A 22,574-nucleotide genomic window follows, 5' to 3' on the forward strand; every position below is an offset into this window, starting at 1 on the left:
GTGTCCGGACCGAATGATCTTATTTTGGCGAATGATGTTTTCCAAAAAGTCTGCAACTTTTTGGCATCATCCCCTAGAGACCGTTCGGAAGAAAATTCTTGATGACCTTCTTGCCATCCGGTTCAGCCAGAACCATCGTGCCGCGGGCATTTCGAATGAACTTGTTGGAACGCTTGATCATGCCGTGACGCTTGCCGGCCGCAGCCGACAGGACTTTACCCGTACCTGTGATCTTGAACCGCTTCTTGGCGGCCGATTTGGTCTTCATCTTGGGCATTTTGCTACTCCGTTTCTATGAGGTCCCTGTCGTGCCTCCGGCACTTCACGCCTCTTGTTTTGTTCGCTTCAGGCCGACCAAAGCCCGAAAAGCAAATGAAACCGCCACGGCATGCCCTGCCGGGCGGTTTTCTTGAACGGCGGTCCTATACGTCAAAGCAGGCGGCTGCGCAACACCCACGGCGCCGCACGTTGCCGGAATGCCGGGATGCCGGGCAGTTCGTCGTCAGGGAAGCGTAAACCATACCGGCAACATGCCGGACTGCTGGGCGCCGTCGATCAGTTCGAAGGCCGGCAGCGCGACCAGAAACACCAGACCGTCGAGCAGCGTGGTCAAAAGCAGGCGCGGCTTGAAGCTGCCGGTATCGCCCTCCTGGTAGAGCGAAAGTTTCGGGAAGAAGCGCGGCACCCTTTTCAGATAAGCTTGGTACGGCGCGCCGAGCGCTTCCTTGAGAAACTTCTCCTCGCGCAGGATGACGATATGGAAGGCGCCCGCGCACAGAACCGCGAAGAGAATGATGCCGGAGAACGAGCCGATCTGCGCGCCGACGCCGGCAGCTGCCACGGTCGAGAACACATAGAGCGGATTGCGGCTGATCGAATAGGGGCCGCCAGTCACCACTTCCGCCGATTTGCGGCCACCAATATAGAGCGTCGACCACAAGCGGCCGACAATGCCGAGGAAGATCAGCAGCACGCCGAACATCTCGATCGTTTCGTGCACCGGTGTGTCCGGCGGGAAAGTCGACTGGCCGAAAAGCAGTGCCGCGAACAGCACGATCACGAGCACCGCGAGCACCAGGCGGCGCATCTGCTGGTAGTTGCCCAGCCCGTATTTGTATTCTGTGTCCAAGGTGGAATCCGATCGTCGAGTGGCTTAGCCGGCGATCGCGGCTTTAGCCAATAAACAGGCGCCCCGCCGATCGTCGGGACGCCCTTTAGCACAATTCAGGCTGATTTCAGCGTGATCACAAGGCCTAAACGTCATCGTGATCTCGGATGTGCTGATACTCAGCACAGCTTAGCGCGGCGAAAGCACCATCATCATCTGCCGGCCTTCGAGCTTAGGCTCGGCCTCGACCTTGGCGATGGTCGCCACTTCCTCGCGCACCTTGTTCAGGAGTTGCATGCCGAGTTCCATGTGGGCCATTTCGCGGCCACGGAAACGCAAAGTCAGCTTGACCTTGTCGCCTTCCTCGAAGAAGCGCCGGACAGCCTTCATCTTGGTCTCGTAGTCGTGACTGTCGATGTTGGGGCGCATCTTGATCTCCTTGATCTCGATGACCTTCTGATTCTTGCGCGCTTCAGCCGCCTTCTTCTGGTTGGCGTATTTCAGCTTGCCCAGATCGAGGATTTTGACGACGGGCGGTATCGCGTTGGGCGATATCTCGACCAGATCGAGCCCAGCCTCTTCGGCGAGCAACAATGCGTCGTTGATGGAAACATCGCCGCGGTTCTGGCCTTCGGCGTCAATTAGCTGGACCCGGGGAACCCGGATATCACGATTGGAGCGCGGGCCATCCTTGGTCGGCGCCGCTGCTTTGAAAGGTCTGCGAATGGTCGTGGTCTCCTTGGCCGTTTCGTTCAGGGTTTTCAGTTCGGACTGCGGACGCGCCAATGTGGGGAGCGCGCGGCGCAAGTCAATAGCACAGCGTTGACAGGAAATCACCTTATCGCTGGCCTGCACCAAACAAAGAAAGGTCAGGAGTACTTTTCGCCACGGCATTGCCTGTGTCACAAGACCGGGCCTGTGTCACAAGACCGGCGTGAGGAAAAGATGATGACAGCCACGCCCCCTGTCTTTCTGGATGTCGGTGGAACTGAAATCGCCGTGCGGCATGCGGCGGGATCGGCGCCCGGCATCGTCTGGCTCGGCGGCTACAAGTCCGACATGCTGGGCACCAAGGCCGAGACGTTGTCGGCATGGGCCGCAACCGAAGGGCGGGCTTTCCTGCGTCACGACTATTCGGGCCACGGCGAATCGGGCGGCGCCTTTGCCGATGGCACCATCTCGACATGGCTGGCGCAAAGCCTCGCCGCCTTCAGGCGTTTCAGCAAGGGCAAACAGATCCTGGTCGGCTCCTCGATGGGCGCCTGGATCGCGCTGCGCATGGTGCAGGAATTGCGCAAGGCGGGTGACGACAGCATCGCCGGGCTGGTGCTGCTGGCGCCCGCGCCCGATTTCACCGCTGAATTGGTCGAACCGGCGCTGACCGAAGCGCAGAAGCGCGACCTCAGCGAAAAAGGCTTCTTCGAGGAGCCTTCCGACTACTCCGCCGAGCCCTACATCTATACGCGCGCGCTCATCGAGGACGGGCGCAACAACCTGACGATGACCGGGCCTATCAACACCCATTGCCCGGTGCACATCCTGCAGGGACTGGCCGACGCCGATGTGCCGGCAAGTCATGCCTTGAAGCTGGTCAGCCTGCTGCCTGCCGACGACGTGACGCTGTCGCTGATCCCAGATGGCGATCATCGCCTGTCGCGGCCGCAGGATCTCGACATGCTGCTGCGGACGGTTGGCGCCATGGTCGAGAGGGCCGGCTGATGCGTATCTCCATTCCCATATCCGCCTTCGTCGCCGCCATCGTCGGCTTTGGCGGTACGCTGGCCATCGTCATCGCGGCGGCCAAGGCGGTTGGCGCGACGCAGATCGAAACCGCGAGCTGGGTGACAGCCATTTGCCTGGCGATGGCGATCGAGAGCCTGTGGTTGTCGTGGCGCACCAAAATGCCTGTCATCACCGCCTGGTCGACGCCTGGCCTGGCGCTGATCGCGGCATCGAGCGGCTTTACCATGGGCGAGGCCGTCGCCTCCTTCATCGTCACCGGCATTCTCCTGATCGCCACCGGTCTGTTTCGGCCGCTGACGCAGCTGATATCCAGGATTCCGCCGTCCGTGGCTTCGGGCATGCTGGCCGGCATCGTCGTCACCTTCGCCATCAATGCGGCCAAGGCCATTCCGGTCGACCCGTGGCTGATCTTGCCGCTGATCGCGGCCTTCTTCGTCATCCGCCTGTTCAACCCGGCGCTGTCGGTGCTGGCTGTGCTGATCGGCGGCGGTCTTGCCGCCTTCCTCACCGGTCGGGTCGGCGGCCTGCCGACACCTGAGTTGTCAACGCTGACACTGATTGCGCCTGATTTCACAGCCAAGGCGATGATCGGCCTGGCGCTGCCGCTCTATCTCGTTACCATGGCCTCGCAGAACCTCTCCGGACTGGCTGTGCTGCGCGCCGCCGGCTACGACCCGGAACCCGGCCCGCTGATCGGCGTCACCGGCCTGTTTTCGCTGCTGTCAGCGCCATTCGGCGCGGCAACGACCAATCTGGCGGCGATCTCGGCGGCGATCTGCACCGGGCCAGACGTTGATCCCGACCCCGCCGAGCGCTGGAAGACCGGGCCTTTCTACGCGCTCGCCTATCTGATCTTCGCCATTTTCGGCGCCTCGCTGGTGGCGATCTTCGCCGTCCTGCCGCAGAGCCTGATCGTGCTGGTCGCCGGCCTGGCGCTGATGGCGTCGCTGGCCAACGCGCTGTCGATCGCGTTGAAGGACGAGGGCGACCGGATGGCGGCAACCGTGACCTTCGTGGTCACCGCGTCCGGCCTGACACTGTTCGGCGTCGGCGCCGCATTCTGGGGCCTGATTGCCGGGTTGGTCGTGCTTTCCCTCGACATGCTCAAAAAGCGATAATCATTTCAAACCCTTGTCCGGTTTTGGCGGACATTGCCTTGAATCGCCGTTTTTCTCTTCCCATTTCGATTCCACGCAGCCGGGTTTGGCTGTCTCCAACCGAAGGAATGGGAGAAAATGAACACATCCGCATTGATCCGCCCGGCCTGGACGCCGGCAACCATCGCGTTGATGGTGGTCGGTTTCATGGTGTTCTGGCCGCTCGGCTTCGCCATGCTTGCCTACATCATCTGGGGCGACCGGCTTGATGGCTTCAAGCGCGACGTCAACCGTGCGACCGACGGCATTTTCGCCGGCTGCCGCCGCGGTTCCGACAAGGCCGCGCGCTGGGGCAACGGTTCCGCCCGCACCGGCAACGTCGCTTTCGACGACTGGCGCGAAAAGGAACTTGAGCGCCTCAACGAAGAGCGCCGCAAGCTCGACGAAATGCTGAGCCAGTTCGACGAATATGCCCGCGAATTGCGCCGCGCCAAGGACCAGGACGAGTTCGACCGCTTCATGGCCAACCGCAACAAGTCGACCGCGCCTGCAAAGACCGATCCCGCCGCCGGCACCACCCCGACGACCAAGCGCGGCAAGGGTTCGAACCTTCTCGACGACTGAACGAATGCGGCCCGGCGACAGGCCAAATCGTGAAAAAGCGGCGTCGCGAGAGCGGCGCCGTTTCTTTTTTGTTCTACTCGTTTCCTCGAATCGCGTATCGTTGCGCCAATGTCCTTCGGCTTCTTCCGCAACCTGACAAAACCCAAGCCCGCGCCCGTTGAGGAGCGCGAGCACGTTGTTGCCGGCCGTTCGCTGCCACTCAAGATCGTCGAAAACGACCGCGCCCGGCGCCTTACGCTGCGCATCGATTCCGGCGGGCGCGGCCTGCGCATCACCGTGCCGCCGGGCCTGCGCCGCGGCGAGGTGGAGAAATTCCTGGATCGCCATCAGGACTGGCTGGAGCAGCGCTTGGCCAAGGTGCCGGCCCGGCCGCAGGTGCGACCCGGTATCAAGATACCGCTGCGCGGCGTACCGCATCGCATTATCCACGAGCCCTCGAAACGCGGCACCATCACCGTATCGCGCGACGAGAGCGGCCCGATCATGGTCGTGCATGGCGACCGTGTGCATCTGCCGCGCCGCATCGCCGATTTCCTCAAGCGCGAGGCCAAGCGAGAGATCGAGGCGCTGGTAGCAAAGCACACCGAGGCACTCGGCAAGCGCGCCAAGGCGGTCCGCTTCAAGGACACCTCAAGCCGCTGGGGTTCCTGCACCTCCGACGGCAACCTGTCGTTTTCCTGGCGCATCATGATGGCGCCGTCGCCGGTCATCAACTACCTCGTCGCGCACGAGGTGGCGCATCTCAAGGAGATGAACCATGGCCCGGATTTCTGGGAATTGTGCGAAGAGCTGTGCCCCGACACCAAGCGCTGCAAGGCCTGGCTGAAGCGCAACGGCGGCGCCCTGCAGGCGATCGCCTTCGAGTGATGTTCTCAGCCTCGATCAATCATCGTTCGCCGCATTGAGCTCATTCGGCCGCAGGCCTTCGTCGGCATGATGCGGCCATGGCAGGAAATTGCTGTCGAAGGCATCGCCGCCGAAATACTCCAGCGCCCGGTGTGCCTCGGCGCCGTTGAAGGCCGCCTTGCCCATCAGATGCGCAATGACTTCGCGCGCCTGCGCGATTTTCTGCCTGAGTTCGGCAACGCTTCTGTCCGCCATCATTTTTCTCCCGCATTGCGTCTTGTCCATCAGAGATAGCGCCTTTGGCCGCGCCGGCAAACAGCATGCTTTTTCTCGACTCTTGGCGCTTTTCATGCCAATCCCCGCGCCATGGCGCTCGACATCAAGATCTGCGGGTTGAAGACCGACAAGGCCACGGCGGCAGCCTTGGCCGGAGGGGCCAGCCATGTCGGCTTTATCTTCTTCCCGAAAAGCCCGCGTTATGTCGAACCCGAGGAAGCCGGGCGCCTGCGCGCGGCGGCGAGTGGCAAGGCCAAGGCGGTGGCGGTCACCGTCGACGCCAGCGACGCGTTCCTGGACGAGATCGTGGCTGCCGTGCAGCCCGACATGCTGCAACTGCATGGCTCGGAAACGCCAGAGCGCGTGGCCGAGGTCAAGGCGCGTTACGGCCTGCCGGTAATAAGGGCGCTGGCGGTCAGCGAGGCCGCCGACCTCGAGCGCATAAAGCCGTTTGCCGGCATTGCCGACCTGTTCCTGTTCGACGCCAAGCCACCAAAAGGCTCGCAACTGCCGGGCGGCAATGGTGTTGCCTTCGACTGGCATATTCTGGCCGGCCTTGACGCCGGCGTCGATTACATGCTTTCCGGTGGGCTCAGCGCCAGCAATATCGGCGATGCCCTTCGGCTTGCGAATCCGCCCGGAATAGACATTTCGTCCGGAGTGGAAAGTGCGCCGGGCGTCAAGGATCCGGCGCTGATCGAACAGTTTTTCCGGACCGTCCGGGCAGCGCGCGACAACCGCGCCGCCTGACGGATCGAGCCAGAGCCGGTTCTCCATTGGGGCCGGGCAGCACATTCAAGACTTAGGAGATCGGCAAGATGGACAAGCCGGCGACACCCAATTCCTTCCGCACCGGACCCGACGAACAGGGCATGTTCGGCATTTTTGGCGGCCGTTTCGTCGCCGAAACATTGATGCCGCTGATCCTCGACCTGGAAAAGAACTGGAACGAGGTCAAGAACGATCCGGACTTCAAGGCCGAGCTGAACGACCTGTCGACCCATTATGCGGGGCGCCCATCGAAGCTCTACTTCGCCGAAGGCCTGACCAGGCATCTTCGCGAGGTTTCCGAGGCCAAGGGCCTCAGTGGCGGCGCGAAAGTCTATTTCAAGCGTGAGGACCTGAACCACACCGGTTCGCACAAGATCAACAATTGCCTCGGCCAGATCCTGCTGGCCAAGCGCATGGGCAAGAAGCGTATCATCGCCGAGACCGGTGCCGGCCAGCACGGCGTCGCTTCCGCCACCGTCGCGGCGCGTTTCGGCTTTCCCTGCGTCGTCTATATGGGCGCGACCGACGTCGCCCGGCAGAGCCCGAACGTGTTCCGCATGAAGCTGCTTGGCGCCGAAGTGCGGCCGGTGACCGCCGGCCACGGCACGCTGAAGGACGCCATGAACGAGGCGCTGCGCGACTGGGTTACCAATGTCGAGGACACCTATTACCTGATCGGTACTGCCGCAGGCCCTCACCCCTATCCGGAGCTGGTGCGCGACTTCCAGTCCGTGATCGGCACCGAAGCGCGGGCGCAGATGCTAGAGCAGGAAGGCCGGCTGCCGGACACGATCATCGCAGCTGTCGGCGGCGGCTCGAACGCCATTGGCCTGTTCCATCCCTTCCTTGACGACAGGCAAGTGCGCATCATCGGCATCGAGGCCGGCGGGCGTGGCCTTGACGGCATCGAACATTGCGCCTCGATGAATGCCGGCGCGCCGGGCGTACTGCACGGCAACCGCACCTATCTCCTGCAGAATGCCGATGGGCAGATCATGGACGGCCATTCGATCTCGGCTGGCCTCGATTATCCCGGCGTCGGCCCGGAACATTCCTGGCTGCGCGATTCAGGCCGCGTCGAATATGTGCCAATCCTCGACGACGAGGCGCTGGAGGCCTTCAAGCTGACAACGCGCGTCGAAGGTATCATTCCAGCGCTGGAATCGGCGCACGCCATCGCCCACGCGGTGAAGATCGTGCCTGAGATGGACAAGGACCAGATCGTCATCGTCAACCTGTCCGGCCGTGGCGACAAGGACGTGCACACGGTGGCCTCGATGCTGGGCATGGAGATCTGATCATGACCACGCGCATCGACCGCCGCATGGCGAAGCTGAAGACCGAAGGCCGCCCGGCGCTCGTCACCTATTTCATGGGCGGCGACCCGGACTATGACACCTCGCTGTCGATCATGAAGGCGCTGCCCAAGGCTGGCGCCGACGTCATCGAGCTCGGCATGCCGTTTTCCGACCCAATGGCCGACGGCCCGGCAATCCAGGCCGCCGGCCTGCGCGCGCTGAAAGCCGGCCAGACCCTTGTCAAGACGCTGAAGATGGCGTCCGACTTCCGCGCTGGCGACAATGAGACGCCGATCGTGCTGATGGGTTACTACAACCCGATCTATATCTATGGCGTCGACCGCTTCCTCAAGGATGCGCTGGCCAGCGGCATCGATGGGCTGATCGTAGTCGACCTGCCGCCGGAAATGGATGAGGAACTGTGCATTCCGGCGCTGAAGGCCGGCATCAACTTCATTCGCCTGGCAACGCCGACCACCGACGACAAGCGCTTGCCCAAGGTGCTGCAGAACACGTCCGGCTTCGTCTACTACGTGTCGATGACCGGCATCACTGGCTCCGCACTGGCCGACACTGGCAAGGTGGCGTCAGCGGTGCAGCGTATCAAGGGCCACACCGACCTTCCGGTCTGCGTCGGCTTTGGCGTCAAGACCGCCGAGCAGGCGCGCGTCATCGGCGCCTATGCCGACGGCGTCGTCGTCGGCACCGCGATCGTCAATGCGGTGGCCAATGTGCTGGGACCAAAGGGCGAAAAGACCGCCGACCCGGCCGAGGCGGTCGCCACGCTGGTCAGCGGGCTGGCACAAGGTTTGCGCTCCGCCCGCCTTGCTGCCGCCGAATAGTCTTCCTACTTTTCTTCCCGACTCTTCGTCAGGACAGGAGCCGAAGCGATGAACTGGATCACCAACTACGTTCGCCCGAAGATCAACTCGATGCTCGGCCGGCGCACCGACATGCCGGAGAATCTCTGGATCAAGGATCCCGAGACCGGCGAGATGGTCTTCCACAAGGATCTGGAATCGAACCAGTTCGTCATTCCGTCCTCCGGCCATCACATGAAGATCTCGGCCAAGGAGCGGCTGCGATTCTTCTTTGACGACGGAAAGTACGAGGCCCTGGAAAACCCCAAGGTCATGCAGGATCCGCTGAAGTTCCGCGACGAGAAGCGCTATGTCGACCGGCTGAAGGACGCCAAAGCCAAGACCGGTCTCGAGGACGCAATCATCAATGCGCTGGGGACTGTCGAGGGCCTGCCGGTGGTGGTCACTGTCCAGGACTTCGCCTTCATGGGTGGTTCGCTCGGCATGGCGGCGGGTGACGCCATCGTGCATGGTTTTGAGGTGGCTTTGCAGCGCAAACGGCCGCTGATCCTGTTCGCGGCCTCCGGCGGCGCCCGCATGCAGGAAGGTATCCTGTCGCTGATGCAGTTGCCGCGCACCACGGTCGGCGTCGACCGGCTGAAGGAAGCCGGCCTGCCCTACATCGTCGTGCTGACCAACCCGACCACCGGCGGCGTGACCGCTTCCTATGCCATGCTGGGCGACGTGCATATCGCCGAGCCGGGCGCGCTGATCGGCTTTGCCGGACCGCGCGTCATCGAGCAGACCATCCGCGAGAAACTGCCGGATGGTTTCCAGCGCTCCGAATATCTGATGGAGCACGGCATGGTCGACATGGTGGTGTCGCGGCTGGAACTGCGTGAAACGATCGCCCGGCTGTTGAAAATACTGCTCAAGCTGCCGGAAACACAAAAGCCGCTGGAGCCGGAAATCCTGCCGCCGGCGGTGATCGCGGCGGACGCACGCCCGCACGCCTGACGCGACACATAGTGACGCGGGCGTCGGTTGTGCGACGCCGCGCCCGCGCTGTAGCTTCTTGTTTTGCGCATGATCCTTTCCGATTTCGATTTCCGGGGTCATGCACTAGGATTCCTTCATGACCACGCTTGCCGCCGACCGCGAAATCGAAGCCCTGATGGCGCTGCACCCGAAAGGGTTCGACCTTTCGCTTGATCGCATTTCGCGCCTGCTGGAACGGCTGGGCAATCCGCAGGATCGTCTGCCGCCGGTGATCCATGTTGCCGGAACCAACGGCAAGGGCTCCTGCGCCGCGTTTTCAAGGGCGCTGCTCGAAGCCGCCGGCTACCGCGTGCATGTGCACACTTCGCCGCATCTGGTGAGCTGGCATGAGCGCTATCGGCTGGCCGCCGATGGCGGCGGCAAGCTGGTCGAGGACGAGGTCTTCGCCGAGGCCATCGCGCGGGTCGCCAAGGCCAATGAAGGCCAGAAGATCACGGTCTTCGAAATCCTCACCGCCGTTACTTTTATCCTGTTTTCCGAACATCCGGCCGATGTCGCGATCATCGAGGTTGGCCTTGGCGGCCGCTTCGACGCCACCAATGTCATCAAGGAGCCGGCGGTCAGCGTGATTATGCCGGTCTCGCTCGATCATGAGGCCTATCTCGGCGACCGTGTCGAACTGATTGCCGCTGAAAAGGCCGGCATCATCAAGCGCGACTGCCCGGTGGTCGTCGGCGCGCAGGAAAGCGAGACAGCACAGCAGGTCCTGATCGAGACCGCCGAGCGGCTCGACTGCCCGACATTCGTCTATGGCCAGGATTTCCTCGCCTATGAGGAAAACGGCCGCATGGTCTACCAGGACGAGGACGGCCTGATGGACCTGCCGCCGCCGCGCCTGCCTGGACGCCACCAGTTCGCCAATGCGGCAGCCGCGATCGCGGCAGTCAAGGCGGCGGGCTTCGAGATCAGCCACCGTGCCGCCGAGAAGGCGATGGCGACTGTCGCCTGGCCTGGCCGGATGCAGAAACTGTCGCAGGGCCGGCTGGCCGAACTGGCGCCAAAGGGCGCCGACATCTGGCTTGACGGCGGCCACAATCCAGGCGCCGGCGTGGTGGTCGCCGAAGCGATGGCCGAGCAGGAAGAGAAGAGCCCACGGCCGCTTTTCCTGATCTCGGGCATGATCAACACCAAGGACCAGAGCGGCTATTTCCGCGCCTTCAAGGGCCTGGCCCGGCATGTCTACACGGTGCCGGTCTCCATGAGCGAGGCCGGCGTGCCGAACGACGAACTGGCGATCCGCGCCGCCGAGGCCGGTCTCTCGGCCGAGCCGGTGAGTTCTGTCGCCAGCGCCCTGATGCTGCTGCGCGACACCTGGGAAGGCCCGCCGCCACGCATCCTGATCGGCGGCTCGCTCTATCTGGCCGGCGCGGTGCTGGCCGAAAACGGCACGCCGCCGACCTGACGCACTGACTCTGAAACCACTTTGGTGTCGACGAAGATCAAAGCTCGGGTCCTGCATGAGCCTGACGGCTTTCGCGGATAATTTTCTCAAGATCAATGTCGGGGACGCCGGTCGCGGTCAGGCGAGCATAGAAGGTTGATGCGGGCTCGCGGCCCGCTTCGCGAAGCTCGTAGGCTTCAAGCGCACGTTCGACCACATCAGCTATCGAGCGATTTTCGCGACGAGCAAGTCGATGTGCCAGGTCGCGTGCTTTGGTACTGCGGACAGAGAGGCGTGGCTCGGCCATTTCAAACCCCATTTTGGGAGGATATGCGTCGGTTACCTCCTGCCATCAAGATGGCAATTGATGGCATGCCAGCACGGCTAAGCTGGCCGATCGTACCTCCTTACGGTGATAGCCGCGACCGGCCGATTACTTCAACTCGATCTCGATGAAGGCGTACTCGCCCTCGTTGGCGTTGATGACGTCGTGCTCGACGCCTTCGCTGCGGAAATAGGGCGCGCCTTTCTTCATGTCGGCGAAGGATTCGCCATCCTTGGTCAACAGCTTCACCTTGCCGTCCATCAGCGGCACGACGACATAGTCGTGGCCATGGCGATGCCAGCCGGTGTTTTCCCCTGGCGCGAAGCGATATTCGGTGACGATGACGCGCTCATTGTCGATGAAGAGGGTGGCCTTGGCTGATCCTGTCATTTCTCTCTCCCTGCTTCTGCCTCCAACAGAAGACATGGAGTGCCGTTGTGTGAGGGCCAGAGCGGTGCAGCGATGACGCCAACAAAAAAGCCCGGCATCGCTGAACTGACCCCGTAAAGTTGGACGGTTCATTGAGGTGGTAGGTTTAGGGGCTGGTTCCTGTATTGCACAGGGGTCAGCCCTTTCAGTTTCAGTTTGATGCGATGGTTGTTGTAATAGTCGATGTAGTGCTCGATGGCCGTGTCGAGGCTTTGGACGGTCTCGAACCTTTCGAGATGGAAGAGTTCGCACTTGAGTGTGGCGAAGAAGCTCTCCATCGCTGCGTTGTCGAGGCAATTGCCTCTGCGTGACATGCTCTGCGCCAGGCCCCTGGCTTCCAGCCTGCGCTGGAATGCTGACATCTGGTACTGCCATCCCTGATCGGAATGCAGGATCGGCCGTTCGTCCTGGTCGAGCCGAGCGAAGGCTTTGGTCAGCATATTATCCACGAGCTTGAAGCGCGACCGCCGCGCCGTCTCGAACGCGACGATCTCACCATTGTAGAGGTCCATGACCGGTGACAGGTAGAGCTTGTCGCCGGCCACGCTGAACTCCGTCACGTCGGTCACCCACTTGTGGTTGGCGCGGTCAGCGCTGAACCTGCGGCGCAAGAGATCGGGAACGGTCCGCCCCACCTCGCCCCTGTAGGAACGATACTTCTTCGGCCTGACCAGCGACTTCAGTCCCATCCCGGCCATCAGGCTCTGGACGGTCTTGTGGTTGACGTGTTGACCCAGCCGATGCAGTTGCGCGGTCACCCGGCGATAGCCGTAGCGGCCCTTGTGGCTGCCGAAGATGGCCTTGATCGCCTCCTTCAGCGCCGTATGGCGGTCCGGGCGCGAGGCCGCCTTGCGCCTGTAATAGAACGTGCTGCGTGACAGCTTCGCCAGTTCGAGCAGCCCCTCAAGCGGATACAACGGCCTTAACGCCTGAACGGCTTGCGCTCTTTGGGCGCGTGTCCCTGCGTTAAGGCCTCCAGTTTTTTTAGGTAGGCGTTCTCCATCCGCAGATGCTTCAACTCGGCCAGCAATTCTTCGCGGCTTTTGGCCTCGTCACTGGCTGCAACAGGCACTGTGGGGGCCGGCGGCTTCTACATGGGTCGTCCTCTGGGGCGCGGGGCGAGCGCCGCTATCCCGCCCGCATGATAGCGCTTCTCCCAGCCCGTCAGGCAACCGGCATTGCGGATATTGAACAGCGCCGCCGTCTGGCGATGCGACCGACCGTCCTCCCACATCCGCTCAAGCACTGACAGCTTGAACGCCGCGTCGTAACGTCCGTACTTGCTCGACAGGCGATCATCGCCGTGCGCCTGATACAAACAAACCCATTTGCGAACAGTCGCCGCGTCAACTCCGTGGATCGACGCCACGCTCGCAAAGCTCTCATCCCCGCACAAATAGCAATCGACAACCGAGTGCTTGAAACCCGCACTGTGTCTGGACATGCAAAACCCCCGAAGGTTGTGTCCAACTTTCGGGGGTCAGTTCACGAGGCCGGGCTTTTCGATCCGAATTTTCGGGAATTTCAGGCGAGACTGCCATTGATCCAGTGCGACAGCGCGGTCTTGGGCGCGGCGCCAACCTTCATGTCGGCGACTTCGCCGCCCTTGAAGATCATCAGGGTCGGTATAGAGCGCACGCCAAACTGGGCGGCAAGCTCGGGATTCTCGTCGATGTTCAGCTTGGCGATCTTTACCTTGGCGCCAAGCTCGGTGGCGATGTCCTCAAGCGCCGGCGCGATCATCTTGCACGGGCCGCACCATTCCGCCCAGAAGTCGACGACGACCGGTACATTGGCGTTAAGCACATCGGCCTGGAAATTGCTCTTGTCGACCTTGACGGTGGCACCCATGCGGAAAATCCTTTCGAGAGTTCTTCGTTGCACCAAATGTGGTGGTGATGGTGCCTTTGTTCAAGCAGGTGTTGTGTCACGCTCCCGTGAGTCGAGCAAGGGCGTCCTCCATCACCTGTACCGGCAGCTCGATCAGCCTCGGCGCCTCGGTGAACAGCAGGGCAGCCCCGACCGCACGCCCCGGATAGAGCGGCTGCAGCAGGGCGCGATAGAGCGCCAGCTGCAGGATATAGGCCGGCGGGATATCGGCCAGAGTGGCGGGCGCCGGCCGATTGGTCTTGTAATCAACGATCGACACCTTGTCGGGTGCAACCGCCAGCCGGTCGATCTTGCCGGAGATCGAGCGTTTTCTGCCCTTCACCTCCAGGCTGCCCATGATGGCCACTTCCGCGCGCGACGATGGCGCGAACAGCTGCCCGAGATGAGGGTCGGCGAGGATTGCCAGCACGGAGGCCAGCGCCTTGCCGCGCTCGGTATCGGACCATTGCGAGCCAACCCGGGCAAGATAGCGTTCAGCAGCGCCATAACGTTCGCCTTCGGCAATGCCGGGAAGCATCTGCAGAAGCTTGTGCAGCGCCAGACCCCGCATGACGGCAAACCCGGGCTCGGCGTCGGCGTCCAGAACGGGCGAGCCGGTATCGATCACCGCTTCCTTGCCTTCGTCGATCAGCGCCGAAGCACCGGACGGCGACAAGGGGCGCGGCAATTCCTCATAGGGCGGCAATGGCCGGAACAGGTTAGCCGGCAGCGGCGCGAAATCCTCTTTCTGCCGGGTCTGGTCGTCAGCAACCAGGGCAACAGGCGGCAACCTCGTCATGTGGAAGCGATGCACCGGTTCGCCATTGGCGGGATGCTCGCGCTGCTCACTCTCCGGGGCGCCGACCAGGGCGCGGCTGACGATCGAATGCCAGGTGCCGGTATTCGGCGCCCGCTTGCCGTGATAGCCGCAGACGATCAGCCGGTCCTCGGCGCGGGTCATGCCCACATAGAGCAGCCGGCGATATTCATCGTCGGCGAGTTCGCGGGCGCGAACCGAGGCCGCCTTGGAAAAACCGTTAGCGACGTCGCTGCCCGAGCGCCAGAGATAGCCCTTGCCGCGCCAGTGTTTGCCGGTGCCGTCGAATGGCATCAGACGCGGCAGGTGCTGGTCGCTGAATGGAGCCGAGCCTCCGTCGACCAGAAACACGACCGGCGCCTCCAGGCCCTTGGCGGCGTGCACCGTCATGACGCGGACCTCATCGCGGGTCTGGTCCATCTCGCGCTTGATCTCGGGACCGGCATTTTCCAGCGTCGACAGGAAGGCTTCCAGTCCCGGCAGCCCGGTCCGTTCATCGGCAAGGCAGAAATTCAGGAATTCGTCGAGAATGTCGCCCGCTTCCGGCCCGAGCCGCGCGATCATCTTGCGGCGCACGCCGTCGCGCGCCAGCAGGCCGGCATAGAATTCAAAGACCGGCTTGAAGCCGGCTTCTCCCGCCCAGAGGTCGAGCTGTTTGACCACATCGGCCAGCACGGCGCTTTCTGCGGCGTGCTGGCGCAAGGACGCGATCAGCGACAGGCCGGACGCCCGCTCGGCGGCGAGGCCAAAAAGCATCTCTTCCGAAACATCGAAAATCGGGCTGCGCAGTACCGCTGCAAGCGACAGATCGTCCTGCGGCTGGATCAGGAAATGGCCGAGCGCGATCAGGTCCTTGACCGCGATATGGCCAGGCAGGCTCAGCCGGTCAGCGCCGGCCACGGGAATGTCACGGCGCTTCAGCGCGCGGGTCAGGGCGTGGACAAAGCGGTCGCGCTTGCGCACCAGCACCAGCACGTCGCCTGGCCGAAGTTTCTTGCCACGGCCTTCGATGATCTCGCCATTGCCGATCCAGCCGGCAACCGTCGCGGCGACGTTTTCGGCCACGCGCACCGCCGGTGCGTGGGCGTGGTCGATGGCTTGCGTCCAGTCATCCGGCTCATCGACGACATCGGCGCCGATCGACGGCCAGACCTCGACATAGCCCGGCGCATCGTTGCGGATCGCCTTGTGGTCCAGCGGGTCGGGATCATGGCTGATGCCGCGCCGGACAATGGGGTCGGCGAAGACACGGTCGACGGCGGCCAGCACGTCGTCGGTGGAGCGGAACGACCAGGTCAGCTTCAGGTCGGCGAAGGAGGCCTCGGCGTTCCGCACCCTTCCGGCAAACAACAGCCGGCTGTCGGCGAAGGAGTCCGGCGCCGCCCCCTGAAACGAATAGATCGACTGCTTTTCGTCACCGACGGCAAACACCGTGCGGTGGACATGGTCGCGGGCGCCAAAGCCGGCAAAGAACTCCTCCGCCAGCCGCTTCACCACCTCCCATTGGTCGGGGCTGGTGTCCTGCGCTTCGTCGAGCAGGATATGGTCGATGCCTTGGTCGAGCTTGTATTGCACCCAGGGGCCAGCGTCGGGACGCGCCAGAAGATTGACCGTGCGGGTGATCAGATCGTTGAAATCGAGAAAGCCGCGCCCGCGCTTCAATTGCTCGTAGCGGGCAATGAGCCAGTCGGCGACGGTCAGCGCGGCACGCGTGCCTTCCAGCATCCGAAACAGCGCCAGCCGGTCAGAGATTTCCAGGATGGCGCTAACGGCGGCCTGATAGCGCTCCGGCAGGTCGGGCAGCCGTTCGAGCAAGGCCTTCTTGAACGCCTTGGCCGGGTCATAGGCCTCGCCGTCCGACTTCAGGAAAGCCCGGCCCAGCAATTGCAGCCGGCGCAGCGGATCGCTTTCGGCGAAGGCGAGACGGGCGTAGGGCAGGATGTTGTTGAGGACGATGCGGGCGTCGGCCGATTCAGCGGCAGCGGCAAAGGCAGCAAAATAGTCCGGCAGGAACCCCGGCAGCGGCCAGGCGGAGGCGGCTATGCCTTCGGCCGTCTGGCCGGCTCGAAAATGAAACTCGTCGAACAGCGGCTGAAACCCCGAGCCGTCACGGCCGGCCTCGTCGATGAAAGCGCGCAAGCCGTCGCGCTTGCGCACGATCTCGGCCAGCAAGGCATCGAGCCCAGCCTCACCGCCGCGCTCCAGGACAGCGGCGAAAGCCTCGGCAAGCTCCGCCTCGCGCGCAGCCGAGCCAGAAATCATCTCGCGGCGGGCGGCGGCGAAAAGCGAGGCCTCCATCTGGCTGTCGAGCATCTCGAAATGCGCGGGAATATTGGCCTCGAGCGGGAACTGGTGCAGCACCGATTCGCAGAAGGCGTGGATGGTCTGGATCTTCAATCCGCCCGGTGTTTCCAGTGCCTCGGCGAACAGGCGGCGCGCGCGACGCATGGTCTCACGGTCGGGCCGGCGATTGTCCAGCGCCTCGATCCTTGCCGCCAATTCGGTGTCGCCGAGTGCCGTCCATTCCGACAGCGTCGAAAACACCCGGTTCGACATGTTGGCGGCGGCGGCGCGCGTATAGGTCAGGCACAGGATCTTCGAGGGATCGGTGCCGCGCAGCAGCAGCCGAATGACGCGCTGCGCCAGCACATGGGTCTTGCCCGAACCGGCATTGGCCGACACCCAGGCGGAATTCCTGGGGTCGGACGCGCTTGCCTGGCTCGACGCGGTGTCGCTCGGGATCGGATAGGCCTTCTTCATGCCTCCCCTCCCTCGTCACCGGTATCGCCGCCGGCGGACCATTCGAGCACCCGGGCCAGATGATCGTAGTCACCATCGGTTTCGCCCTCGCGGAAAGGCAGCGCCCGTGACAGGTATCCGGTCGCCGGATCGTCGTAATGAACCAGGAGCTTTTCCAGCCGCGCCCAGGCCTCTTCGGCGAGGTCGGCGGCGGTTCTGGGCTGTCGGTTGTATTCGAGGATGGATTCCTCGAACACCTCGCCATTCGGCTTCAACCTGATGAACGCCAGTTGCGACGGCTCGCGTGCGCCAAGATCCTTGAAGGCGCCGCGCCGCAGCAGCGCGGCTTCCAGCGCCAGTTGTGGGGCCAGCAGCGTGTGTGCCTGTGCCTTGGAGGGTGAGGAGCCGGTCTTGTAGTCGAGAATATCGGCCATGCCGCCAGCCAGCAGATCGACACGGTCGGCATAGCCGGACAGCGTTACACCGGACTGGCCGACGACTGTCTTGGCGGCGCGCTCTTCCGCATGGCGTTGTGTCACGGCGTCGGCGCGGCCGCGCTCCCACTCGATGATACTGCCAGCGAGCTTTTCAAAGCGTGGCCACCACACAGCCTCGACATCGGCGGGCAAGGCAGCCTCGGCAAAACAGGTGCGGCCCGCCGCAATGAGACCGGCCAGCGCGTCCGGCGCGCGCGGATCGGCAACGCTGCTCGAAAACAGATGCAGGATGGCATGGAACAGCGTGCCGCGTTCGGCAGCGCCGGGATCTCGGATGACCGGATCGAGCCGCATCAGGCCAAGGATCCTCCTGGCGTAAACGGCATAGGGATCGCGGCGCAGGGTTTCGATCTCGGTGACCGAAAAGTGCCGAGGCCTGACCGCCAGCGGTGGCTTCGGCTGTGGCCGTGGCGCGAAATCCTGCCGCTTGCCGGTATCGAGCGCCCGCGCCCAGGCGAGCAGTTCGTCGCCGCGCCGGCGTAGCTCGCCCGCATGGTCCTTGCCGACGAAGGTCAGGATACGCTGCAGCCAGCGCGACGGCACCGCGGGCGCGTCGCCGGCGCGGGCGGAGCGCGCCAGCACCACCTTTCTCGCGCCCATCGCCATCTGGAAGTCATGCGCGGCGAGGCCGATGCGCCGTTCGGGCGGTTCGAGATCGATGCCGGTCTTCATCAACCGCGACATGAAGCGATCGCTTTCCGGCTTGCGCGGCCAGACACCTTCGTTGAGCCCGCCAATGATCAGCGTGTCGACATTCTGCAAGCGCGCTTCCAGCGCACCCCAGATGGCGATGTTCCTGTCGGTGCCTTGCGCCGGCTTGACCGTTTCAGGTGCGATCAGCGCGTCCATCACGTCGGGCCATTCATCCGCCGCGAAGGAGAAGGCCACGGGGGCCGCGACCAGGCCGCGCAACAGTTCGGCGAGTTTTTCGCCGGCGTCGCCGGCATAAAGCTCGCCAAGGCCGCCATCCCCAGTGCGGCCGAGATTCTCGAGCGCGACAACGCTCGCGCTGACCAGCGCGGCAAGATCGGTCTCCAGCTGGCCTCGAAAAGCCGCGAGCGGTGCCAGGGCGCCGGTCAGGCGCTTGAGGACATCGCGCGCGTCCTCGATGCCGCGCACCGCCAGCCGGGCCAACCAGAAGGGTGGCCGACTGTCGTCGCCGAGACCCGTGAGACGGGCCTCGAACAGTTCCGGCAACGAAGCGATGTCGGGGCGACCGGTGCCGCCGCGCAGGGCCACCAGTTCGACCAGTTCCGCCGCGTGACGAACATTGGCCCGGTCGAGACCAAGGCCCAGAAGAGGATGCTTGAGCAGCGACAGCAGGCCAACGGGATCGCCGGGGCGAAACACCGCCTGCAGCGCCAGCCTGAGCAAGCTGGCGGCTGGCGTGTTGGTGAGTGGTACGCCACCCGAATCGTCGGCGACGACGCCAAAGCGCAGAAGCTCCGCCGAAACCCGCCGCGCCAGGGCACGGTCGCCGGTGACGAGCGCGGCGCGTTCGCCCGGCTGCTCGACAGCACGTTTGAGCGCAACGGCGATGGCCACCGCCTCGTCGCGCTCACTGGCGGCCTCAAGCAGCGTCACGCCGGCGAAGGCCTCGACAATATCGTGCGCGGCAAAGCCGGCGCGCGTTTCCGCCCAGAGCTCGGTGGTTTCAGCCGGCCGCAACGCTTCGCCGATCAGGGCGGCGCGCAGCGCCAGCGGCCGCCCGGCAACGCCGATCTCCTCGACATCGCCGCGCAACACGCCGATCTTACCGATCAGTTTTGCCAGGCCGTATTGCGGATGGCCGAGCAAGGCGGGGCGCGCGCCAGGAGCGGCAATCGCTTGGAAGGACGGTTCGTCCAGCGTCTGGTCGAGACCGGGCAGCACGATCGCGCCATTGGGCAGGCGGGCGATCGCGGCGAGCAGTTCGGCGGTGGCGGGGATCGAGCCCGTCGACCCGGCGGCGATGACCGGTCCGGGCGGCGGATTGCGCTGCAGCCGCGCCGCTTCGTGCCTGATCAGCGCGCTGCGATGCGCGGCTGGGTTGGAGCGATCACGCTCCTCAAGGAATTTCGGCCAGGCATCGATGACAATGCCGAGAAAATCGAGGGTAACCTGCCACCAGCCGGCAAGGCTTCCCTTGACCAGATCCTCGAACTTGCTCCAGTCCGACCCTTCCGTCTCGATCTCGTCCATCAGCCGGGTGAGATCGCGGGCCAGCCAGATCGCGTCGGCGGAGGACGCCGGAATGACGATTTCCTCGTCGAAGAGTGCAGCGACATGAGCCGGCAGCCGGCGCTTCCAGGCGCGCACCAGCGGCGCCAGCAGCAGCAGACGCTCGGTGGCCGAGATAGGCGGTGCAAGGTCTATCGCCGCCGAGGCTTCGGCCTCGAATGCCGCCTCGTCTTCGTCGAACTCGCCAAGCGGGCGTATGACCGGCAGGATTGCCGAACCGCCGCCGCCTCGTGCCGCGAGACTGTCGACAAAGACGCCGCGCAATGCGCGCGCGGCGCGGCGCGTCGGCACGTAAATGGTGACATCGGCCAGCGCCAGCGGATCGCCGTCAAAACGAAAACCCGGAACGAGGTGGCCGCCAAGCAATGCCTCGGCCAGCGTCGGCAGAAACGGCGCTCCGGGCGGTATCGAGAAAACGCGGCTTGAGCCGCTCATTGCAACTCGGCTAGAGCGTCGGCGACGGCGGCTTCGGCCTGCGGAATGGCATCGGGCGTGCCGACCGTGATCCAATGGCCCTGCATGACCATGCCGAACAGACGGCCAGCCGCGATGGCCGTGTCGAAATAAGCGTTCAGTGAGTGCGGCTCGCTCGACGCGTCCTTGAACAGGCGCGGATGGACTATTGCAGCCCCGGCATAGATCAGTCCGGCCGGATCGCCTTTCGCGCGGCGCAGTGCGCCATCCGGCGCAACCAGAAAATCCGTGCCGCCGCTGTGTCCGGTCGCCTGATCGAGTTCCGCCAGCATCAGCAGAATATCCATTTTCGCCGCGTCCCACGCAAGAGCGAGACGGGCAAGATTGGGCAGGCCATGGTCGATCCAGAACGTATCGGCGTTGAGAATGAAGAAGGGGGCCTTGCCGAGGGCCGGCAAGGCCTTGACGATGCCGCCGGCGGAATCCAGCAGCCTTTCGCTCTCATCAGAAATGACGATGCCTGGTGTCTGGCGCGCCGCGACATGGGCGATGATCTGTTCGGGGAAATAGTGGACGTTGACGACAGCCTTGCCGACGCCGACAGCGGCCAGGCTGTCCAGGCTCCAGTCAAGCAATGTCTTGCCGGCGATGCTGACCAGCGGCTTTGGCATGGTGTTGGTGATCGGCCGCATGCGCTTGCCAAGCCCGGCGGCAAGCACGATCGCGGTCTGCGGTATCGCCGTCAAAGGGTTCGTTCCTCCAGCAAGCCGTGGGCGGTGTAGAGGTCCCGCAGTCTTGCCAATGCCGGGTGGGACAGCGCGCGGCGCAGATAGTCGCGAATGCGCGGCAGATGCCTCAGATAGTAAGGCTTTCCGTCGCGCTTTTCGAGCCGCACGAAGATGCCAAGGATCTTGGAATTGCGCTGCGCCGCCATGATTGCATAGGCCTCGACAAACGCGCTCTCGTCAAAGGCGCCGGCTGCGTGGCGCGCCGCTATATAGGCAGCCAGTGTCTGCTTCTCGATCTCGGGCGACAGCGTGACGCGTGCGTCCATGGCGAGCGAGGCGACGTCATAGGCGGAAGGGCCAATCAAGGCGTCCTGCACGTCGACGATGCCCAGACGGTCGTGGCCGGAGCGCTCGCCGCGCCAGATGATGTTGGGCGAATGGAAATCGCGCAGCATCAGCGTGTATTCGCTGCCGTCCAGGCGGTCGAAGAGCGCGTTCCATTCCTGGTGATAGCCGGCGCGCAAGGTATCACTGGGCGGGCCTCCCGTGATCGCCGGCACATACCAGTCTATCAGCAGGTCGGCCTCGATCATCATCGCGGCGCGATCGAAGGGCGGCACCTCATGGGTCACGCCAGGAACGACCTCCAAACGGTCGGCCCAGGTCCTGCCATGCATCATGGCCAGCAGTTCTGCAGCAGCCTGATAGCGGCCGTTCACCGGTTGGCCCTGGCCGTCGAGAAAGCTCTCCGAACCGAGATGTTCAAGCAGCAGGAACCCCTGCTCCAGGTCCTCGGCTTCTATCGCCGGCACGCTGACGCCGCCGGCCTTCAAGGCACGGTCGATGGCAACGAATGCCGAGACAGACTGGGCCGTGTGGGCGATAACCGCATAGGGTTTGCCGTCGCGCACAGGCGGCCCCAGCACCAATCGCGGCGAATTCATCAGCACCAGTGGCTGAAAGCCGTCGCGCGAGACGATTTCATAAGAGCGGGCCGAGGCATCGCCGATGAAATAGCGCCGCTGCGCTTCGCCCCAGCCGGCGCTTGCCAGAAAATCGCGCATCGCCAGCGACCGCGCCGCGCGCTTGAACGCGTCGCCTTGTCCCGACAGCCTCGCCAGCCGGCCATCGCCGTGATGGGTCAGCTCGATCAGAACCGCTGTCGGCGGCAGATAGGCCTCGGCCTTTTCTGGCCATTCGACCAAGGCTGCTCCTTGCAGCAGTGCCTCGTCGAACCCGAGCTCATCGATTTCGGCCGCCGAGGACAGGCGATAGAGATCGAAATGGTGCACCGGAACGCGCGTGTCATAGCTCTGCACCAGGGTAAAGGTTGGGCTTGGCACGTCGAGGCCGGCATCGTCGGCCAATGTCCTGATCAGCGCGCGCGCCAATGTCGACTTGCCAGCGCCGAGGTCGCCCTTGAGGGCGAGCACATCGCCCGGGCGCAGCGACATGGCGAGGTCTTCACCCAGCCGTGCCGTCTCCGTTTCATCGGCAAGCAATCGCTCCAGCACCAGATCCGCCATCGAGCGT

The 22,574-nt window shown here is 63.8% G+C and carries 20 protein-coding genes and 1 pseudogene; 9 read left to right on the forward strand and 12 right to left on the reverse strand.

What is annotated here, in order from left to right:
• Positions 1-73 precede the first annotated feature (73 nt).
• From rpmI to infC, 3 genes are all read right to left on the reverse strand, one after another.
• Positions 74-277, reverse strand: a complete 204-nt coding sequence (rpmI, locus tag GA829_RS02200; RefSeq protein ID WP_006201248.1) for a 50S ribosomal protein L35 — start codon at positions 275-277, stop codon at positions 74-76.
• 225 nt (positions 278-502) lie between these two features.
• A complete protein-coding gene (locus tag GA829_RS02205; protein ID WP_195176956.1) occupies positions 503-1,129 on the reverse strand; it encodes a methyltransferase family protein in 627 nt (208 codons plus the stop codon).
• A gap of 168 nt (positions 1,130-1,297) precedes the next feature.
• Positions 1,298-1,834 carry a translation initiation factor IF-3 gene (infC, locus tag GA829_RS02210; protein WP_127413065.1) on the reverse strand — a complete coding sequence of 179 codons (537 nt, stop codon included), beginning with the start codon at positions 1,832-1,834 and terminating at the stop codon, positions 1,298-1,300.
• A 222-nt stretch (positions 1,835-2,056) separates the two neighbouring features.
• Here infC and GA829_RS02215 point away from each other — a divergent pair, with 222 nt between their 5' ends.
• The 4 genes from GA829_RS02215 (at position 2,057) to GA829_RS02230 (ending at position 5,439) form a co-directional block, all read left to right on the forward strand.
• Positions 2,057-2,827: an alpha/beta hydrolase gene (locus GA829_RS02215; protein WP_195176957.1), complete on the forward strand. Its 771-nt coding sequence runs from the start codon at positions 2,057-2,059 to the stop codon at positions 2,825-2,827.
• Complete coding sequence (locus GA829_RS02220; RefSeq protein ID WP_195176958.1) at positions 2,827-3,969, forward strand: benzoate/H(+) symporter BenE family transporter; 1,143 nt, start codon at positions 2,827-2,829, stop codon at positions 3,967-3,969. Before GA829_RS02215 ends, GA829_RS02220 begins: the two co-directional genes overlap by 1 nt.
• 117 nt (positions 3,970-4,086) lie before the next feature.
• The gene (locus GA829_RS02225) at positions 4,087-4,572 is read left to right on the forward strand and encodes a DUF2852 domain-containing protein (protein WP_195176959.1); all 486 of its coding nucleotides are present in this window, start codon (positions 4,087-4,089) and stop codon (positions 4,570-4,572) included.
• A gap of 108 nt (positions 4,573-4,680) precedes the next feature.
• A complete protein-coding gene (locus GA829_RS02230) occupies positions 4,681-5,439 on the forward strand; it encodes a M48 family metallopeptidase (RefSeq protein WP_195176960.1) in 759 nt (252 codons plus the stop codon).
• A 15-nt stretch (positions 5,440-5,454) separates the two neighbouring features.
• Here the strand turns inward: GA829_RS02230 and GA829_RS02235 are convergent, their stop codons facing one another.
• Positions 5,455-5,673, reverse strand: coding sequence for a hypothetical protein (locus GA829_RS02235; protein WP_195176961.1), 219 nt, complete (start codon positions 5,671-5,673; stop codon positions 5,455-5,457).
• 111 nt (positions 5,674-5,784) lie between these two features.
• Here GA829_RS02235 and GA829_RS02240 point away from each other — a divergent pair, with 111 nt between their 5' ends.
• The 5 genes from GA829_RS02240 to GA829_RS02260 all read left to right on the forward strand — a co-directional run bounded on the left by GA829_RS02240 (position 5,785) and on the right by GA829_RS02260 (position 11,024).
• Positions 5,785-6,444 (forward strand): phosphoribosylanthranilate isomerase, encoded by a 660-nt coding sequence (locus GA829_RS02240; RefSeq protein WP_195176962.1) that lies wholly within the window; start codon positions 5,785-5,787, stop codon positions 6,442-6,444.
• A 68-nt stretch (positions 6,445-6,512) separates the two neighbouring features.
• Complete coding sequence (gene trpB, locus GA829_RS02245; RefSeq protein WP_195176963.1) at positions 6,513-7,763, forward strand: tryptophan synthase subunit beta; 1,251 nt, start codon at positions 6,513-6,515, stop codon at positions 7,761-7,763.
• Positions 7,764-7,765: 2 nt separating this feature from the next.
• Complete coding sequence (gene trpA / locus GA829_RS02250) at positions 7,766-8,605, forward strand: tryptophan synthase subunit alpha (RefSeq protein ID WP_195176964.1); 840 nt, start codon at positions 7,766-7,768, stop codon at positions 8,603-8,605.
• 48 nt (positions 8,606-8,653) lie between these two features.
• Positions 8,654-9,580, forward strand: a complete 927-nt coding sequence (gene accD / locus GA829_RS02255) for an acetyl-CoA carboxylase, carboxyltransferase subunit beta (RefSeq protein WP_195176965.1) — start codon at positions 8,654-8,656, stop codon at positions 9,578-9,580.
• Positions 9,581-9,698: 118 nt separating this feature from the next.
• Positions 9,699-11,024, forward strand: coding sequence for a bifunctional folylpolyglutamate synthase/dihydrofolate synthase (locus tag GA829_RS02260; protein WP_195176966.1), 1,326 nt, complete (start codon positions 9,699-9,701; stop codon positions 11,022-11,024).
• A gap of 37 nt (positions 11,025-11,061) precedes the next feature.
• Here GA829_RS02260 and GA829_RS02265 read toward each other — a convergent pair whose 3' ends face one another.
• The 8 genes and pseudogenes from GA829_RS02265 to tsaE all read right to left on the reverse strand — a co-directional run bounded on the left by GA829_RS02265 (position 11,062) and on the right by tsaE (position 22,567).
• Positions 11,062-11,310 (reverse strand): plasmid stabilization protein, encoded by a 249-nt coding sequence (locus tag GA829_RS02265; protein ID WP_195176967.1) that lies wholly within the window; start codon positions 11,308-11,310, stop codon positions 11,062-11,064.
• 126 nt (positions 11,311-11,436) lie between these two features.
• Complete coding sequence (locus GA829_RS02270; protein WP_195176968.1) at positions 11,437-11,718, reverse strand: cupin domain-containing protein; 282 nt, start codon at positions 11,716-11,718, stop codon at positions 11,437-11,439.
• A gap of 128 nt (positions 11,719-11,846) precedes the next feature.
• Positions 11,847-13,201, reverse strand: a pseudogene (locus tag GA829_RS02275) (IS3 family transposase).
• An 80-nt stretch (positions 13,202-13,281) separates the two neighbouring features.
• Positions 13,282-13,608 (reverse strand): thioredoxin, encoded by a 327-nt coding sequence (trxA, locus tag GA829_RS02280; RefSeq protein ID WP_195176969.1) that lies wholly within the window; start codon positions 13,606-13,608, stop codon positions 13,282-13,284.
• Positions 13,609-13,684: 76 nt separating this feature from the next.
• Complete coding sequence (gene addA, locus GA829_RS02285) at positions 13,685-17,203, reverse strand: double-strand break repair helicase AddA (protein ID WP_195176970.1); 3,519 nt, start codon at positions 17,201-17,203, stop codon at positions 13,685-13,687.
• On the reverse strand, positions 17,200-20,334 hold the full coding sequence (gene addB, locus GA829_RS02290) for a double-strand break repair protein AddB (protein ID WP_195176971.1): 3,135 nt from the start codon (positions 20,332-20,334) through the stop codon (positions 17,200-17,202). The genes addA and addB overlap by 4 nt, the downstream gene beginning before the upstream one ends.
• Positions 20,331-21,059, reverse strand: a complete 729-nt coding sequence (locus GA829_RS02295) for a nucleotidyltransferase family protein (protein WP_195176972.1) — start codon at positions 21,057-21,059, stop codon at positions 20,331-20,333. The genes addB and GA829_RS02295 overlap by 4 nt, the downstream gene beginning before the upstream one ends.
• Positions 21,056-22,567, reverse strand: a complete 1,512-nt coding sequence (tsaE, locus tag GA829_RS02300; RefSeq protein ID WP_195176973.1) for a tRNA (adenosine(37)-N6)-threonylcarbamoyltransferase complex ATPase subunit type 1 TsaE — start codon at positions 22,565-22,567, stop codon at positions 21,056-21,058. Before tsaE ends, GA829_RS02295 begins: the two co-directional genes overlap by 4 nt.
• Positions 22,568-22,574: the final 7 nt, after the last annotated feature.

The sequence above is a fragment of the Mesorhizobium sp. INR15 genome, assembly GCF_015500075.1.
In the GTDB taxonomy this organism is placed as follows: domain Bacteria; phylum Pseudomonadota; class Alphaproteobacteria; order Rhizobiales; family Rhizobiaceae; genus Mesorhizobium.

Excerpts from the sequence above, each read along its gene's own strand:
- rpmI (WP_006201248.1), bottom strand. The coding sequence starts at position 277 with ATGCCCAAGATGAAGACCAAATCGGCCGCCAAGAAGCGGTTCAAGATC.
- trpB (WP_195176963.1), top strand. The coding sequence starts at position 6,513 with ATGGACAAGCCGGCGACACCCAATTCCTTCCGCACCGGACCCGACGAA.
- GA829_RS02235 (WP_195176961.1), bottom strand. The coding sequence starts at position 5,673 with ATGGCGGACAGAAGCGTTGCCGAACTCAGGCAGAAAATCGCGCAGGCG.
- GA829_RS02220 (WP_195176958.1), top strand. The coding sequence starts at position 2,827 with ATGCGTATCTCCATTCCCATATCCGCCTTCGTCGCCGCCATCGTCGGC.
- addB (WP_195176971.1), bottom strand. The coding sequence starts at position 20,334 with ATGAGCGGCTCAAGCCGCGTTTTCTCGATACCGCCCGGAGCGCCGTTT.
- GA829_RS02260 (WP_195176966.1), top strand. The coding sequence starts at position 9,699 with ATGACCACGCTTGCCGCCGACCGCGAAATCGAAGCCCTGATGGCGCTG.
- GA829_RS02240 (WP_195176962.1), top strand. The coding sequence starts at position 5,785 with ATGGCGCTCGACATCAAGATCTGCGGGTTGAAGACCGACAAGGCCACG.
- GA829_RS02265 (WP_195176967.1), bottom strand. The coding sequence starts at position 11,310 with ATGGCCGAGCCACGCCTCTCTGTCCGCAGTACCAAAGCACGCGACCTG.
- tsaE (WP_195176973.1), bottom strand. The coding sequence starts at position 22,567 with ATGGCGGATCTGGTGCTGGAGCGATTGCTTGCCGATGAAACGGAGACG.
- GA829_RS02225 (WP_195176959.1), top strand. The coding sequence starts at position 4,087 with ATGAACACATCCGCATTGATCCGCCCGGCCTGGACGCCGGCAACCATC.
- GA829_RS02230 (WP_195176960.1), top strand. The coding sequence starts at position 4,681 with ATGTCCTTCGGCTTCTTCCGCAACCTGACAAAACCCAAGCCCGCGCCC.
- GA829_RS02270 (WP_195176968.1), bottom strand. The coding sequence starts at position 11,718 with ATGACAGGATCAGCCAAGGCCACCCTCTTCATCGACAATGAGCGCGTC.
- accD (WP_195176965.1), top strand. The coding sequence starts at position 8,654 with ATGAACTGGATCACCAACTACGTTCGCCCGAAGATCAACTCGATGCTC.
- trxA (WP_195176969.1), bottom strand. The coding sequence starts at position 13,608 with ATGGGTGCCACCGTCAAGGTCGACAAGAGCAATTTCCAGGCCGATGTG.
- addA (WP_195176970.1), bottom strand. The coding sequence starts at position 17,203 with ATGAAGAAGGCCTATCCGATCCCGAGCGACACCGCGTCGAGCCAGGCA.
- trpA (WP_195176964.1), top strand. The coding sequence starts at position 7,766 with ATGACCACGCGCATCGACCGCCGCATGGCGAAGCTGAAGACCGAAGGC.
- GA829_RS02215 (WP_195176957.1), top strand. The coding sequence starts at position 2,057 with ATGACAGCCACGCCCCCTGTCTTTCTGGATGTCGGTGGAACTGAAATC.